Annotated in this window: 13 protein-coding genes; 6 read left to right on the top strand and 7 right to left on the bottom strand. The window is 70.7% G+C overall.

Going from position 1 to position 15,870, the window contains the following annotated elements; genetic code table 11:
- The first annotated feature begins 44 nt into the window (after positions 1 to 44).
- Both ACZ6WN_RS15075 and ACZ6WN_RS15070 read left to right on the top strand, forming a co-directional pair.
- Complete coding sequence (locus tag ACZ6WN_RS15075; protein WP_465865589.1) at positions 45 to 1,685, top strand: AMP-binding protein; 1,641 nt, start codon at positions 45 to 47, stop codon at positions 1,683 to 1,685.
- Entirely contained in the window at positions 1,682 to 2,449 is a 768-nt protein-coding gene (locus tag ACZ6WN_RS15070) for a thioesterase family protein (RefSeq protein ID WP_465865588.1), read from the top strand. The genes ACZ6WN_RS15075 and ACZ6WN_RS15070 overlap by 4 nt, the downstream gene beginning before the upstream one ends.
- 6 nt (positions 2,450 to 2,455) lie before the next feature.
- Here ACZ6WN_RS15070 and ACZ6WN_RS15065 read toward each other — a convergent pair whose 3' ends face one another.
- On the bottom strand, positions 2,456 to 3,901 hold the full coding sequence (locus tag ACZ6WN_RS15065) for an MFS transporter (protein ID WP_465865586.1): 1,446 nt from the start codon (positions 3,899 to 3,901) through the stop codon (positions 2,456 to 2,458).
- Positions 3,902 to 3,999: 98 nt separating this feature from the next.
- Here ACZ6WN_RS15065 and ACZ6WN_RS15060 point away from each other — a divergent pair, with 98 nt between their 5' ends.
- Entirely contained in the window at positions 4,000 to 4,560 is a 561-nt protein-coding gene (locus ACZ6WN_RS15060) for a TetR/AcrR family transcriptional regulator (RefSeq protein WP_465865585.1), read from the top strand.
- Here ACZ6WN_RS15060 and ACZ6WN_RS15055 read toward each other — a convergent pair.
- Together ACZ6WN_RS15055 and ACZ6WN_RS15050 are read right to left on the bottom strand one after the other, a co-directional pair.
- Positions 4,551 to 6,269: an AMP-binding protein gene (locus tag ACZ6WN_RS15055; protein WP_465865584.1), complete on the bottom strand. Its 1,719-nt coding sequence runs from the start codon at positions 6,267 to 6,269 to the stop codon at positions 4,551 to 4,553. The genes ACZ6WN_RS15060 and ACZ6WN_RS15055 overlap by 10 nt on opposite strands.
- Before the next feature lie 53 nt (positions 6,270 to 6,322).
- Complete coding sequence (locus tag ACZ6WN_RS15050; protein ID WP_465865583.1) at positions 6,323 to 6,802, bottom strand: OsmC family protein; 480 nt, start codon at positions 6,800 to 6,802, stop codon at positions 6,323 to 6,325.
- A gap of 102 nt (positions 6,803 to 6,904) precedes the next feature.
- Between ACZ6WN_RS15050 and ACZ6WN_RS15045 the strand changes: the two genes are divergently transcribed.
- Complete coding sequence (locus ACZ6WN_RS15045) at positions 6,905 to 8,572, top strand: alpha-glucosidase (protein WP_465865581.1); 1,668 nt, start codon at positions 6,905 to 6,907, stop codon at positions 8,570 to 8,572.
- Positions 8,573 to 8,579: 7 nt separating this feature from the next.
- Here ACZ6WN_RS15045 and ACZ6WN_RS15040 read toward each other — a convergent pair whose 3' ends face one another.
- The 4 genes from ACZ6WN_RS15040 to ACZ6WN_RS15025 form a co-directional block, all read right to left on the bottom strand.
- Complete coding sequence (locus ACZ6WN_RS15040; protein WP_465865580.1) at positions 8,580 to 10,121, bottom strand: glycoside hydrolase family 13 protein; 1,542 nt, start codon at positions 10,119 to 10,121, stop codon at positions 8,580 to 8,582.
- 86 nt (positions 10,122 to 10,207) lie between these two features.
- Complete coding sequence (locus ACZ6WN_RS15035) at positions 10,208 to 11,710, bottom strand: MFS transporter (RefSeq protein WP_465865578.1); 1,503 nt, start codon at positions 11,708 to 11,710, stop codon at positions 10,208 to 10,210.
- Positions 11,711 to 11,783: 73 nt separating this feature from the next.
- Positions 11,784 to 12,953, bottom strand: a complete 1,170-nt coding sequence (locus ACZ6WN_RS15030) for a CaiB/BaiF CoA transferase family protein (protein ID WP_465865577.1) — start codon at positions 12,951 to 12,953, stop codon at positions 11,784 to 11,786.
- Positions 12,954 to 12,958: 5 nt separating this feature from the next.
- Complete coding sequence (locus tag ACZ6WN_RS15025; RefSeq protein WP_465865576.1) at positions 12,959 to 14,287, bottom strand: SLC13 family permease; 1,329 nt, start codon at positions 14,285 to 14,287, stop codon at positions 12,959 to 12,961.
- Between the two features lie 110 nt (positions 14,288 to 14,397).
- Here ACZ6WN_RS15025 and ACZ6WN_RS15020 point away from each other — a divergent pair, with 110 nt between their 5' ends.
- Together ACZ6WN_RS15020 and ACZ6WN_RS15015 are read left to right on the top strand one after the other, a co-directional pair.
- Positions 14,398 to 15,096 (top strand): FadR/GntR family transcriptional regulator, encoded by a 699-nt coding sequence (locus ACZ6WN_RS15020; RefSeq protein WP_465865575.1) that lies wholly within the window; start codon positions 14,398 to 14,400, stop codon positions 15,094 to 15,096.
- Positions 15,096 to 15,857, top strand: coding sequence for a sulfite exporter TauE/SafE family protein (locus ACZ6WN_RS15015; RefSeq protein WP_465865574.1), 762 nt, complete (start codon positions 15,096 to 15,098; stop codon positions 15,855 to 15,857). Before ACZ6WN_RS15020 ends, ACZ6WN_RS15015 begins: the two co-directional genes overlap by 1 nt.
- Positions 15,858 to 15,870: the final 13 nt, after the last annotated feature.

Here is a 15,870-nt window from a genome sequence, read left to right as displayed (position 1 = left end):
TTCGGGGGTGTGGCAGCCACCACGGTCTCGGTCATGCTCGCGGCATGACCGAGACCTCATCCATCACCGCGTCGTCGGCTCGTGGCGACATCGACGTTCCGCTGCTCGAGGAGACGATCGGGGCCAACTTCGAGCGCACCGTCGCCCGCCACGGAGACCGTGAGGCGCTCGTCGAGATCGCCACCGGACGACGCTGGACCTACGCCGAGCTGGACGCCGACGTGGACGCCCTCGCCGTCGGCCTCCGCAAGGCCGGCATCGGCAAGGGTGACCGCGTCGGCATCTGGGCTCCGAACTGCGCCGAGTGGACGATGGTCCAGTTCGCCACGGCAAAGATCGGCGCGATCCTGGTCAACATCAACCCCGCCTACCGCACCCACGAGCTCGCCTACGCGCTCAACCAGTCGGGCGTACGGCTGCTGATCAGCGCGACGGCGTTCAAGACCAGCGACTACGTCTCCCTCGTCGCTGAGGTGGCGAGCGACTGCGGCGCGCTGGAGCAGACCGTCTTCCTGGGTACGCCGGAGTGGGACGCGCTGCTCGCGGCCGGCCGTGGAGAGCGGCTGGCCGACCACGTCGACTACCCGCTGACCCCGGACGACGCCATCAACATCCAGTACACCTCCGGGACCACGGGCTTCCCGAAGGGCGCGACCCTGTCACACCGCAACATCTTGAACAACGGCTTCTTCGTCACCGAGACGATCCACTTCACCGAGCGGGACCGGCTCTGCATCCCGGTGCCCTTCTACCACTGCTTCGGCATGGTGATGGCCAACCTCGGCTGCACCACCCACGGCGCGACCATGGTCATCCCGGGCCCCGGCTTCGACCCGGCGACGACACTGCAGACGGTGCAGGACGAGAGGTGCACGGCGCTGTACGGTGTACCGACGATGTTCATCGCGATGCAGGACGATCCGGGGTTCGCGTCCTACGACCTCTCCACGCTGCGCACCGGGATCATGGCCGGCGCGCTGTGCCCGATCGAGGTCATGAAGCGGTGTGTCAGCGAGATGCACATGAGCGAGGTCGCGATCGCGTACGGCATGACCGAGACCTCGCCGGTCTCCTGCCAGACCCGCACCGACGACGACCTCGAGCGGCGCACCGAGACGATCGGCCGGGCCGCGCCGCACGTCGGGATCAAGATCGTCGACCCGGCCACCGGCGAGGTGGTCCCCCGCGGCACGGCGGGCGAGTTCTGCACCCGCGGCTACTCGGTGATGCTGGGCTACTGGGACGACGAGACGAAGACCGCCGACGCGATCGACGCCGACGGCTGGATGCACACCGGCGACCTGGCCGTCATGCGCGAGGACGGCTACTGCGTGGTGGTCGGGAGGATCAAGGACATGGTCATCCGCGGCGGCGAGAACATCTACCCCCGCGAGATCGAGGAGTTCCTCTTCACCCACCCCGACATCGCCGAGGCCCAGGTCGTGGGCGTCCCCGACGAGAGGTACGGCGAGGAGCTCTGCGCCTGGATCCGGATGCGCCCCGGCGCCGAGCCGCTGGACGCCGAGGCCGTGCGTGCCTTCGCCAGCGGCAGGCTCGCGCACTACAAGGCACCGCGCTACGTCCTGCTGGTCGAGGAGTTCCCGATGACGGTGACCGGGAAGGTCCGCAAGATCGACATGCGCGAGCAGAGCGTCGCCCTGCTCGGCCTGCGAGCCGCCGAATGACCTACTGGCACCGGACCGGTCCGCACACCTTCACCCCGACCGCGCATGTCGGCGGGGCGTGGGACCCGGACACCCAGCACATCTCCACCCTGCTGGGCGTGCTCGCGCACGAGGTCGAGCGCGACCGCGACAGCCGCCGTGACGACGGGCTCCAGGTCACCCGGTTCAGCTACGACATCCTCGGCACGATCCCGCTCGAGCCCGTCGACGTGGAGGTCACCGTGCTCCGGGCCGGGCGCACCATCGAGCTCGTCGAGGCGCGGGCGAGCCACGGCGGCCGGCCGGTCGTGCTGCTCCGTGCCTGGCTGACCACCGCCTATCCGACCGCCGAGCTCGAGGGCACCCACCACGCGCCGATGCCGGCGCCGGACGACGTACCGGTGTGGGACATGAGCTCGCTGTGGCCCGGAGGCTTCATCGCCTCGGTCGAGGTGCGGCGCCACCACCTCGGTCCGGGGCGGGCCCAGACCTGGGTGCGTACGCCGCATCCCATCGTCGCCGACGAGGAGGTCAGCCGGCTGGCGCAGGTCGCCGGGCTGCTCGACATCACCAACGGCGTCGCCGTCCGCGTCGACCCGAAGGCGGTCGCCTTCCCCAACCTCGACCTGACCGCGCACCTCTTCCGCGTCCCGGTGCAGGGCTGGCTGGGGCTCGACACGACGGTCTCGTTCGGTCCCGACGGAGCCGGCGTGACCACCACCGTGCTCCACGACGAGAAGAGCGCCATCGGCGTCAGTACGCAGTGTCTGACCGTTCGCCCGTGAGGCGGCTCAGCCGGCGGCGGTCGCCATCGTGACCGAGGCGGTCGATCGGTTCGCACGCCGCCGTTCGGCGACGAGGACGACGAGCGCGACGCCGACGGCCAGGGCGTAGAAACCGGTCGCGACGTCGAAGACGGTCGAGTAGCCGTGGGCCTGGGTGAGGGGGCCCGGGGCGGCGTCGTGGTGCACGGCGCTGCCGTACACGACGGTGAGGAGGGCCAGCCCGATCGAGCCACCGATCTGGTGGGCGGTGTTGACCAGACCGGAGGCCGCGCCGGCGTCGTCCGGATCGACCTCGGACATCCCGAAGTCGGTGAGGAGGATGATCGCGATGCCCTGGCCGATGCCCAGCACGAGCAGCGGCGCCAGGATCCAGGCCACGGTGGTCGTGCTGTCGATCCGGCTGAGCCAGGCCATCCCGATCGCGGCGGTGACCAGGGACGTCAGCAGCAGCGCCGGCTTGCTGACCCGCGGTGCGGCCCAGCGCACGACGTACACCATGGCGAAGAACATGCCGGTCATCGGGATGTAGACGAGCCCGGTCGCGAGCGGACTGAGGCCGAGGACGTTCTGGAGGTACTGGGAGAGGAAGTAGAACGTCGAGAACATCGCGCCGACGATCAGGATTCGGCCGGCATAGGCCCCCGAGCGCTGCGCGCTGAGGAAGAGCCGGAGCGGCACGATCGGCTGGGCTGCCCGCAGCTCGACGAGGACGAAGGCGACCAGCAGGACGACCGCGGCGGCCAGCGGGAGCAGGGTCCGGGTGCTGGTCCAGCCGATGTCGGCGGCCTCGACCAGCCCGTAGACCAGGGCCGACATCCCGAGGGTGACGGTGAGTGCTCCGAGCACGTCGACGCGGCCGGGCCGGCGCTCGGTCTCGGGCAGGAAGCGCGGTGAGAGCGCGAGGATCAGCATCCCGATCGGGACGTTGACCAGGAGGCCCCAGCGCCAGGAGAGGTATTCGGTGAAGACGCCTCCGACGATGATCCCGACGCTGGCCCCGGCGCCGATGACCGCGCTGTAGATCGCGATGGCGCGGGTGCGCTCGCCGGGTTCGGGGAAGGTCGTGATCAGGAGCGCCAGCGTCGAGGGGATCGCGAGCGCTGCCGCGACCCCCTGCAGCGCACGCGCCGCGATGAGGAGTCCGGCCGACGGCGCCAGCCCGGCCAGCAGCGAGGCCGCGGTGAACAGCGCCGTGCCGGCGATGAACACGTGGCGCCGGCCGAGCAGGTCGCCTGCCCGCGCGCCGAGCAGCAGGAGGCCTCCGAAGGCGAGGACGTAGGCGTTCTGGATCCACGACAACGAGGAGTCGGTGAATCCGAGCTCAGTCTTGATGTGGGTGAGCGCCGTGGTCACGATCGAGGCGTCGAGGGTCATCATCAGCTGGCAGCCGAGGATCACCGTGAGAACGACCGCCCGGTGACGGGCACCGGTGCGCGGGGGTGTCGGGGACATGTGCACTCTTTCTAAGTAACTAACGAGTTGGTTGTTTTCAGTGAAACACTGATGCCCGGAAAACACAACTAACTAGTTACTTGCTTTAGAGTGGGCGCATGGCCAGAGACTCCGAGGCGACCCGCGCGCGCATCCTCGACGCCGCCGAGGCCGAGTTCGCTGCGTACGGCATCGCCGGCTCGCGCGTCGACCGGATCGCGGAGACGGCGCTGGCGAACAAGGCGCTGATCTACAAGTACTTCGGCACCAAGGACGAGCTCTTCGACGCCGTCTTCGCCCACCGGGTCCTCGCCTTCGTCGACGAGGTCGAGTTCGACGCGACCGATCTGCCCGGCTACGCCGGGCGGTCCTTCGATCTCTACGAGCGCTTCCCCACGACGCTTCGGCTGACCACGTGGTACCAGCTCGAGCGTCCCCAGGGGAAGCTCCCGGCGATCGTCGCCTCCAACGACGCGAAGCTGGCCAAGATCGAGGAGGCGCAACGTGCCGGGAAGCTGACGACCGCGTACTCGCCTCTCGAGCTGCTCACCGAGGTTCGTGCGCTGGCGATGAGCTGGCACCTGCACACCCCCGAGCTGGCCCTGGTGCGCCGGCCGAGCCGCTCCCGATGCCGCGAGATCGTCGTCGAGAGCGTCCGGCGCCTGGTGGATCAGGACTGACGGGAGAAGAAGTCCTCGTAGCGGTGCTCGCCGGCCGGCCGCTGGTCGACGACGTCCTGCTCCCGGGCGCGGAGCTCGACGCGCCGGATCTTGCCCGAGATGGTCTTGGGCAGGTCGAAGAACTCCAGGCGCCGCACGCGCAGGTAGGGCGGCAGGTGGTCGCGGGCGAACTCGAGGATGGCCCGGGCGGTCTCGGCGGTCGGCTCGTGGCCGGCGGTGAGCGAGACGTACGCCTTGGGGACGGCCAGCCGCACCGGGTCCGGGGCGGGCACGACCGCCGCCTCGGCCACCGCGGGGTGCTCGATCAGGACCGACTCCAGCTCGAAGGGCGAGACCTTGTAGTCGGAGGCCTTGAAGACGTCGTCGGTGCGGCCGACATAGGTGATGTAACCCTCCTCGTCGCGGCTGGCGACGTCACCGGTGTGGAAGAAGCCACCGCGCATCGCGTCGGCGGTGCGCTTCTCGTCGTCGCGGTAGGCGGTCATCAGCGTGGCCGGCTGCTGCGACAGGTCGAGGCACAGCTCGCCCTCGCCCGGCCCCTCGATCACGGTCTCCTCGATCGGGTCGACGAGCACGACCGGGACACCGGGCAGCGGCCGGCCCATCGACCCCGGACGTACCGGCTGGCCCGGGCTGTTGGCGACCGTCGCGGTCATCTCGGTCTGACCGAACCCGTCCCGGATGGTCAGGCCCCAGGCCTGCTGGACCTGGCTGATCACCTCGGGGTTGAGCGGCTCGCCGGCACTGATCGCCTCGCGCAGCGAACCGCAGCCGCCGCTGAGGTCGGCCTGGATGAGCATCCGCCACACGGTCGGCGGGGCGCACATGCTGGTCACGTGCTCCTCGCGGATCCGCTGCAGCAGCGTGGCCGCCTCGAAGCGCGTGTAGTTGAGGACGAAGACGGTCGCTCCCGCGAGCCAGGGCGCGAAGAAGTTCGACCAGGCGTGCTTGGCCCACCCGGGGCTGGAGATGTTCATGTGGACGTCGCCGGGGCGCAGGCCGAGCCAGTACATCGTCGACAGGTGCCCGACCGGGTAGGTGTAGTGGGTGTGCTCGACCAGCTTCGGACGGCTCGTGGTGCCGCTGGTGAAGTAGAGGAGCAGCGCGTCGGTGGTGGCGTTGCCGGGGTGCTCGACCGGCTCCTGGGCCTCTGCGGCAGCTGCGGCGTAGTCGTGCCAGCCCTCCCGCTCCCCCACCCTGAGCCCGACGCTGATCCGCACGTAGTCGCCGGGGACCTCGTCGAACTTGTCGGCATCCTCGGCGTTGCAGACCACGGCCTTCGCCCGGCCCCGGGCGAGGCGGTCGACCAGCTCGGCGGTGCCGACCGCCGTCGTCGTCGGCATCAGGACCGCGCCGATCTTCATCGCCGCGAGCATCGTCTCCCACAGCTCGACCTGGTTGCCGAGCATGACGACCACGCTGTCGCCGGAGCCGACGCCGAGCCGCAACAGATGGCGCGCCACCGCGTCCGAGCGACGCGCCAGCTCGTCGAAGGAGTACGCCGCCCGCGACCCGTCCGACTCGGAGATGACCAGCCCCGGAGCCTCGTTTCCCCGAGCCATCGGGTCGAACCAGTCGTGAGCGAAGTTGAAGCTCGCCCCGACGTCGGGCCAGCGGAAGGTGTCGAGCGCCGCTGCGTAGTCGAGACGCTGAGCGATCAGCGCGTCCCGGGCGGTGAGCAGGGCGTCGGTCGAGGTCGATCCAGTCATGGCGGTCATCATGGTCGCGGACACCGACCCCGCCCTACCCCCGGAAGAGGGGGCTAGAGCGACAGTCCACCGACGATCACGGTCGGCTCGACCTCGACGGGGAAGTTCACGCTGCTCGCGATGAAGCAGTCCAGGTGGGCCTGGTGGTGGGCGGAGGTGGCAGCCTCGATCATCGCGGCGTCCGCGACGGTGACGACCGGGTGCAGCACGGCGCGGGTGAACCGCCCACCGGTCCCCTGCGTCTCCATGGTGGCGGTCGCGGCATCGTGGTAGTCGAGGACGACCACGCCCACCGTCACCGCCTGGTGCAGGTAGGAGAGCATGTGGCACTGCGCCAGCGAGGTCAGCAGCAGCTGCTCGGGGTTGTGCCTGCTCGCGTCGCCGCGGAAGGTCGGGTCGGCGGAGCCGAGGATGTCGGGCAGGCCCTCGATGCGTACGACGTGGTCCCGGGCGTAGTCGCGGTAGCCGCTCGTCCCGGTGCCACGGTTGCCCGTCCACTCCACCGAGACCGTGTAGTCGTGGGTCAGTGCCATGCGCACACGCTAGCGGCCGTCCGAGCCCGGCGCGTATGTGTGGCGCCCGGCTCGGTTACCGCTCGCAGGGACCGCCCGTCCGATCGACAGGAGGAAACCAGGATGTCCTCGAACCTCACCGAACCCGCTGGTCGCACCGGGCCGGGCTGGTGGCGTTCCGCCGTCGTCTACCAGGTCTACCCGCGCAGCTTCGCCGATGGGAACGGTGACGGGGTCGGCGACCTCCGCGGGATCCGCGAGCGGCTCGACCACCTCGAGTGGCTCGGGGTCGACGTGCTGTGGATCTCGCCGGTCTACCCCTCACCGATGGCCGACAACGGCTACGACGTCAGCGACTACCACGACGTCGACCCGACGTACGGCACGCTCGCCGAGCTCGACGCCCTGATCGCCGACCTCCACTCACGCGGGATGAAGCTGGTGATGGATCTCGTCGCCAACCACACCTCGGACGAGCACCCCTGGTTCGTGGAGTCGAGCTCGAGCCCCGAGAGCCCCAAGCGCGACTGGTACTGGTGGCGCGACGAGCCCAACAACTGGGGCTCGTTCTTCTCCGGGCCCGCCTGGACCTACAGCGAGGGCAGGGCCGCCTACTACCTGCACCTGTTCACGAAGAAGCAGCCGGACCTGAACTGGGAGAACCCGGAGGTGCGGCAGGCGGTCTACGGGGTGCTGCGCTGGTGGCTGGACCGTGGTGTCGACGGCTTCCGCATGGATGTGGTGAACCTGATCTCCAAGGACCCCGAGCTCCCGGATGCGCCGGTCCTCCCCGGGCAGCGCTACGGCAACATGCGGCGGTCGGTGATCGACGGGCCGCGCGTCCACGAGTTCCTCGCCGAGATGCACCGGGAGGTCTTCGACCGCTACGACCGCGACCTGCTGCTCGTCGGGGAGACCGGCGAGACGACGGTCGAGGAGGGCCGCCGGTATACCGATCCGGCGCGTCGCGAGCTCGACATGGTCCTGCACTACGAGCATGTCGAGATCGATCACGGCACCTTCAAGTGGGACGTACGCCCCTTCGACCTCGGTCGCCTCCGTGATCGGCTCGCGGCCTGGCAGACGGGGCTCGCGGACGTGGGCTGGAACAGCCTCTATTGGGACAACCACGACCAGCCGAGGGTCGTGTCGCGCTACGGCGACGACGGCCGCTGGCGAACCGAGTCGGCCAAGCTGCTCGCGACGGTCCTGCACCTGCAGCGGGGCACCCCGTTCGTCTACCAGGGCGACGAGATCGGCATGACGAACCACCCGTTCGGCTCGATCGAGGAGTTCGACGACGTGGAGGCGGTGAACTACTACCACGAGGCGGTCGCCGCCGGCCTCGAGCCCGAGGACGTGATGCGCTCGCTGCGGGCGATGTCACGCGACAACGCGCGTACGCCGATGCAGTGGGACGCCTCCCCCGCCGCCGGCTTCACCACCGGCACGCCGTGGCTCGCGGTCAACCCGAACTACCCCGAGGTCAACGTCGCCGCGCAGGTCGACGACCCGGACTCGGTGCTCTCCCACTACCGCCGGCTGATCCGGCTGCGGCACGAGGACCCGGTCGTGGTCGAGGGCGACTTCTCCCTGCTGACCGACAGCCATCCGCAGATCTTCGCCTTCCGCCGCCGCCACCCGAGCGGGGAGCTGGTCGTGATCGCCAACTTCAGCAGCACCAAGGCCGACCTGGGCGACCTCGTCGAGGAGTGCCGGGGCGAGCTCGTGCTCGGCAGCGGCGACGGCCCGGTGATGGCCCCGTGGGAGGCGCGGGTCCTGCGCCGCTGAGCCGCGCTCAGTCGTCGCCGAGCAACCAGACCGCGGTGTCCGGCGGCAGCTCGGAGCCGACCGGCTCGCCGCTGCAGATCACGACGTCGCCCCGAGGAAGCGGCGTGGGCACCGCGCCGCAGTTGAGGACGACGCTCAGCCGGCCACGTCGAAAGGCGATCACGTCCTCGGGCGCATCGAGGAACCTGACCTCCTCCTCGCCGCCGCGGGCGTGGCGGCGGCGGGCCGCCAGCGCCGACCGGTAGAGCTCGAGCGTCGAGCCCGGCCGGCCGGTCTGCGCAGCCACGCTCAGGTCCGCCCACTGGACCGGCTGCGGCAACCAGGGCTGTCCCTCGCCGGGGCCGAAGCCGAACGGCGGCGCGTCGCCGCTCCACGGCAGCGGCACCCGGCAGCCATCGCGGCCGTTCCCGCCTTCCGCCCACGGGTCCGTCTGGTGTTCCGGGGGCAGCGCCACGTGCGGGAGCCCGAGCTCCTCGCCCTGGTAGAGGCACGCCGACCCCGGCAGCGCCAGCATCGTCAGCGTCGCCGCGCGAGCGCGGGCCAGCGCCTGCGCCCCGTCGCCGTAGCGCGTGCGGTGGCGTACGGCGTCGTGATTGGAGAGGACCCACGTCGGCCAGGCCTCGGAGAGGCTCAGCGCCTCCAGGGTGGACACGATCGCGTCGGTGAACTCGCGCGCGGACCAGTGTGCCTGCAGCCACCGGAAGTTGAACGCCTGCTCGAACTCGTCGCTGCGCAGGTAGCCGCGCAGGTTGGCCGGGCCCTGGGTCCACGCCTCGGCGATCAGCATCCGATCACCCGGGTAGGCCGCGACCAGATCGTGCCAGTCCCGGTAGACGTCGTGGACGTCCGGGTGGTCCCACATCGGGTCGTCCTCGATGCCCTCGTCGTACATCACCGCCGGGTCGGAGTTGGGTGAGCGCCCCTCCGGGAGGTGCTGGTCGCGCAGGGTCTTGACCAGGCCGTGCGCGGCGTCGACGCGGAAACCGTCGACGCCGCGGTCCAGCCACCACCGCAGCACGGAGCGGAACTCCGCGGCCACCTCGGGGTGGCGCCAGTTGAGGTCGGGCTCCTCCTTGTCGAACATGTGGAGATACCACTGCCCGTCCTCGACCCGGGTCCACGCCGGCTGGCCGAACACGGACCTCCAGTTGGTCGGCGGCTCCTCGCCGCCGGCCCCTCGGCCGTCGCGGAAGAGGTAGCGATCGCGCTCCGGCGAGCCCGGGCCGGCCGCGAGCGCCTCGAGGAACCACGGGTGGCTCGAGGAGGTGTGGTTGGGGATCAGGTCGATGATCACCTTCAGGCCGATCTCGTGCGCCTTCGCGATCAGGTCCTCGGCATCGGAGAGGGTCCCGAAGAGGGGGTCCACGCCGCGGGGGTCGACGACGTCGTACCCGTAGTCGATCTGCGGCGAGGGATAGAACGGCGAGAGCCAGATCGCATCCACGCCGAGGCCGGCCAGATGGTCCAGCCGCGAGGTGATGCCGGCGAGATCGCCGGTGCCGTCCCCGTCCGCATCGGCGAACGAGCGCGGATAGATCTGGTACGTCACGGCCTCACGCCACCACGGAGAATCCACGAGAGCCTCGGTAACCGGATACCGCTCGGGTCATGCGACGGCCGGGCCCGCGACTCGTCTCAGTGGTCGTGGTCGGCAGGGTGGAGCTGGGGCCCGCTCACGCCGCAGTGCACACAGGTCTCGATGTGCACCCGGTGCTCGTCGGGCTCGGCTGCGGCCGCGAGCGGGCGGCGGACGAACGCCGCGGCGAGCGCCGCGCCGAGGACCAGGAGCCCGGCGTTGATGATCATCGCCGTGCCGTAGCCCTCGTCGAAGGTCTGCGGGTTGGTGTAGTCGTCGCCGGCGATCCCGACCGCCGCCGGGACGACCGCGACGGCCAGCAGCCCGGCGGTGCGGGCGACCGCGTTGTTGACGCCCGAGGCGATGCCGGCATGCCGGTCGTCCGCGGCGTCGAGCACGGTGGCGGTCAGCGGCGAGACCAGCAGCGTGAGCCCGACGGCGAAGAGCAGGACGGGCGCCAGCACGTCGGCGACGTACGACGCCTGGGGGCCGATCCGCCCCATCCAGAGTGCGCCGGCGGCCGCGAGCAGCGGCCCCAGGGTCATCGGCAGCCGTGGCCCGATGCGCTGCGCCAGCGCGCCCGAACGGGACGAGAAGAGCAGCATCACCGCCGTCACCGGCAGCAGGGCCGAGCCAGCGGCGAGGGGCGACCACCCACTGACGATCTGGAGCTGGAGGACGAGCAGCACGAAGATCACCCCGAGCGCGGCGTAGACGAGCAGCGTGACGGCGTTGGCCGCGCTGAACTGAGGATTGCGGAACAGCTCGAGCGGGACCAACGGATGGGGCGAGCGGGCCTCGACGAGGACGAAGGCGACCAGGCATGCGACACCGGCCGCGACGCCGGCCGCCACGGTGCCGGCGAAGCCCGCCTCTCCCGCCCGGGTCAGTCCGAAGGTGAGCGCTCCGAGGCCGGCTGCGGCCAGCAGCGTGCCGGTCACGTCGATCCCGCCGGCGGCGTCCGGGTCCCGGCTCTCCGGGACGTGGCGCAACGCCACGATGACGATGAGCACCGCGACCGGGACGTTGATGAGGAACACCAGCCGCCAGTCGATCTCGACGAGCCAGCCGCCGACGAGCGGTCCGACCGCGGCCGCGACGCCGCTGAGACCCGACCAGGCCCCCACGGCTGCGGGCCGGTCGTCGACGTGGAACGACGCGGCGATGATCGCCAGGCTCCCCGGCGTCAGCAGCGCGCCGCCGACACCCTGCAGTCCCCGCGCGGCGATCAGCAGCTCGATGTCAGGAGCCAGCCCGCACAGCAGCGACGCTACGGCGAACCAGACCACGCCGATGAGGAACACCCGGCGCCGCCCGAAGCGGTCGCCGAGGGAACCGCCGAGGAGGATCAGCGCCGCGAGGCTCAGCGTGTAGGCGTTGACCGTCCACTGCAGCCCGGAGAAGCCCGCGTCGAGATCCTCCCCGATGCGGCCGAGGGCGACGTTGACGACGGTCGAGTCGAGCAACGCCAGGCCGGATCCCAGCACCGTCGTCGCCAGCACCCAGCGGCCGCGGGCCGTACCCAGCCGGAGAGGAGCCCGATCGCTCGCAGATTCCTGCATGATCGGGCTCCTTCTCTCGGCGGCATGACGCGGTGCCAGCAGTATCCCAGTCAGGCGCCCGGCGTCTTCTTGTTCAGGGCTGCTCCGCCACCCACGTACGCAGCCCGGGACCGTGCTGGTCGAGGGTGGGCGGCGCCGCGTGGTCGGTGGGCGTCACCTCCGCCCCGTCGGTGAAGAACCGCAGCGGCGGCCCGGGGAGGGTCAGCTGGCCGAGCGTGGAGTGGTCGACGTCGATCAGCAGACCCTGGCTGGCGGTCTGCTCCCAGGCGTAGACCTCGTCCAGCGAGCGCACCTTGCCGGCCGGGACGCCGGCCTCGGCGAGCTTGGCGAGCAGCTCCTCGGCTGGCCAGGGCGCGAAGAGCGCCTCGACGAGCTCGACGACCTTCTCCCGGTTGGCCGCGCGCTCCGGATTGGTGGCCATCCCCGCGAGGTCGGGCGAGATGTCGAAGGCGGTGCAGAACCTCCGCCACAGCCCCTCGCTCCCGACCGCGATCTGCACGGTCCCGTCGGCGCAGCGGAACAGGCCGTAGGGCGAGATGCTCGGGTGATGGTTGCCCTGCGCGCGGCCGACCTCGCCGGCCACGGTCCAGCGGGTGCCCTGGAAACCGTGGACGCCGACGACGGCGGAGAGCAGCGAGGTGCGGACGACGGTGCCGCGGCCGGTGCGGTCGCGCTCGTGGAGAGCGGCCAGGACGCCGTAGGCGCCGTACATCCCGGCGAGCAGGTCGGCGATGGGCGTGCCGACCCGCTGGGGATCGTCGGGTCCCGATCCGGTCAGCGACATCAGCCCGGCCTCACCCTGCGCGATCTGGTCGTAACCGGACCGTCCACCCTCGGGGCCGTCGTGGCCGAACCCGGTGATCGAGAGCACGACGAGGCGCGGGTTGCGGGCCTGGAGCTCGTCGATGCCGAGCCCGAGCCGGTCCAGCACGCCCGTGCGGAAGTTCTCGACGAGCACGTCGGCCCGGTCGACCAGGCGCAGCAGGACGTCCTTGTCGTCGGTGTCCTTGAGGTCGAGGGTGATCGACTCCTTGTTGCGGTTGGCCGAGAGGAAGTACGTCGCCTCCCGCTGCCCCTCCTCCCCCACGAACGGCGGGCCCCAGCCCCGGGTGTCGTCGCCGTGCCCGGGCGCCTCGACCTTGATCACGCGGGCACCGAGGTCGCCCATCATCATCGCGGCGTGCGGCCCGGCCAGGGCGCGGGAGAGGTCGAGGACGACGACGTCGTCGAGCGGTCCACGCATGCCCGTCACCAGCCCGGGAGGACCATGGTGGCCCAGACCAGGAGGGGACCGACGAGCACCACGAGGACGCTGTAGCCGAGGATCTGCTTGTAGTAGCGCTCCTCGGTGATGGTCTCGGGCCGGTTGGCCAGCATCAGCGCGCCGTTGGTGGAGAACGGGCTCACGTCGACGATCGTCGAGGAGATCGCCAGCGCGGCCACGAACATGGCGGCGGAGATCCCGCCCTCGGCGATCAGCGGCACCGAGATCGGGATGATGATCGGGAGCAGCGCCGTCGAGGAGGCGAACGCGGAGACGACCGCCCCGACGTAGCAGAGGATGAGCGCGCCGATGGTCGCGACGCCCAGGCCGGCCGCCCAGCCGCCCACGAACTCCGGCGCTCCGGCGGTGTTCAGGATCGTGGCGTACGTCGAGACGCCGGCGACCAGGAGGACCGTCGGCCAGGCGATCTGGCGGATGGCGTCCTTGTGCTGGCTCGGGGACAGCGCCGCGAGGACGGTCGCCGCGGTGATCGAGGCGAAGCCGATGTTCTTGTCGAAGAACAGGGCGACGGCGGCGACGATGACGAAGGCGGCCAGGGTGAGGACCTGCTCGGTGCGGATGCCGGGCTTGGTCCCCGTCGGGGCGAGGGTGCCGTAGCCGCGGGCCGGGACGGTCACGCCGCCCTCGTTCAGCTCACCCGGTACGCCGGCGGCGGCGCTGGCCGCCTCGTCGGGGTCGAGCCGCATGCCCATCAGCGCTCGCCCGCCGAGGGCGAAGAACAGGATGGTCGCCATGATCAGGTTGACCACCAGGCTGGCCAGGAAGACCGTCATCTCGCTGGCGGGCAGGCCGTTGTCGACCATGACCGAGTTGGTGATCGTGCCGTAGATGCTGATCGGCGAGAAGCCGCCGCCCTGGGCACCGTGCACGACGAACATGCCCATCATCAGCGCGTTGATCTTGTAGCGGCCCGCGAACCCGAGCGCGACCGGGCCGATGATCGCGCAGGCCGCCGGGCTGGCGGCTCCCATGGCGGTCAGCAGCGCGGTCACACCGAACATCACCCACGGGATCAGGGCGACCCTTCCGCCCACCGCGCGTACGGCACTGCTGACGATCAGGTCGACCGTGCCGTTGTTCCTCGCGATCGCGAACAGATAGGTCACTCCTATCAGCGTCAGGATCAGGTCGGCACTGACTCCGGCCAGGATCTCCTTCTCGTCGAGGTTCAGCGCGAACATCCCGACCAGCCACGCCGCGACGTAGGCCAGCGCTCCCATGTTGATCGGCAGCAACGTGCCGGCCACGAACAAGGCGACCAACGCGATGATCGCCACCCATTCCGGTCCCATCGGACTTCCCTTCTGTATGGCCCCCGTCTGGCACCTGTGTGACTCGCATCACGCTCGGCTCAGTGGCCTAGCCAATAGGACAATCGGGCGAACGTCAATACCCTGTAGCCATGAGTGAGTCCGCGCGCTTTCCACGTCCGCTGCAGCGAACCCGCCTGTACGAGCAGGTCGCGGAGCAGATCACGGCCTGGATCTCGGAGAACGACCTGAAGGCCGGCGACCGGCTGCCGCCGGAGCGACAGCTCGCCACCAGCCTCGGCGTCAGTCGGGCGACCCTCAGCCAGGCCCTGGTCGCGCTCGAGGTCATCGGCGTCGTCGCGGTGCGCCACGGCGACGGGACGGTGCTGACCGACAAGCCGCGGGTCGAGCGCATCACCGACGCGATCCGGGCGCACGCGGAGCGGATCCCTGACGTCATCGAGGCGCGTGACGCGCTGGAGACGAAGATCGCCGCGCTGGCCGCGCGGCGGCGTACGCAGGAGGACCTGGACCGCATCGACGCGGCGTTGAAGGCGATGGACGAGGACATCGCCGGCGGCGGGCGCGGCGTCCACGGCGACGAGCTCTTCCACCGGGCGGTGACCCAGGCCGCCCACTCCCCTCTGCTCGAGCAGATGATGTCCGAGATCAGCGAGCTGATCCGCGAGACCCGCATCGAGTCGCTCTCCCAGCCCGACCGCCCCAAGACCTCGCTCGCCGGCCACCAGAAGATCGCCGACGCGATCGCTGCGGGTGACGCCGAGGCCGCCGCGGCCGCGATGCACGGCCACGTCATGCTCGTCAGTGACGTCGCGCTGCTCCGCGACTGATGACCTGGCTGGATCAGCTCGTGGTGCTCGCCGCGGGCCTGGGCGCGGGCATCCTCACCTCGACCGTCGGCGTCGCCTCCCTGCTCAGCTTCCCCGTCCTCGTCGCGGTCGGCCTCCCGCCGGTGGTGGCCAACACGTCCAACACGGTCGGGATGACGCCGGCCGGGCTCAGCGGCTCCTTCGGCTACCGGCGCGAGCTGGCCGAGCATCCGGGGGTGACCGCCGCGGTGCTGATCACTGCGGGCTGCGGCAGCGTGGCCGGATCCTTGTTGCTGCTCTGGTTGCCGGGATCGATCTTCGAGGCGGTCGTGCCGTGGCTGATCCTGGGCACCTGCGTACTCGTGGGGGTGCAGCCGCGGCTCAGCCGTTTCCTGCGCCAGCACGCCGCCGACGAGGAGCCGCGGGTGCGGATCTCGGGGCTCACCAAGGTGTTCGCGACGCTGACCGGCGTCTACGGCGGCTACTTCGGCGCCGGGTCCGGGGTGATGATGATGGCCGTGCTCGGGCTCGGGACCGACCTGGAGTTCCGTACGGTCAACGCGCTCAAGACGTTCGCGGTGATGGCCTCGAACGTGGTCGCCACGGTGATCTTCCTGGCCATCGCCGACCTCGACTGGCTGGCCGTCGGGCTGCTCGCAGCAGGCTCGGTCGTGGGCGGGTACGTCGGGTCGCACATCGGCCGGCGGCTGCCGGCCACGGTCCTGCGCTCACTGATCGTCGTCGTCGGGGTCGGCGCGGCGACGCTGATGCTGGTGCGCTGAGGTCCCGCGCCTC

Source organism: Nocardioides sp. NPDC054178 (assembly GCF_055585005.1).
The sequence above is the reverse complement of the archived record's forward strand: the minus strand, read 5'-3'. Positions and strand labels throughout refer to the sequence as shown.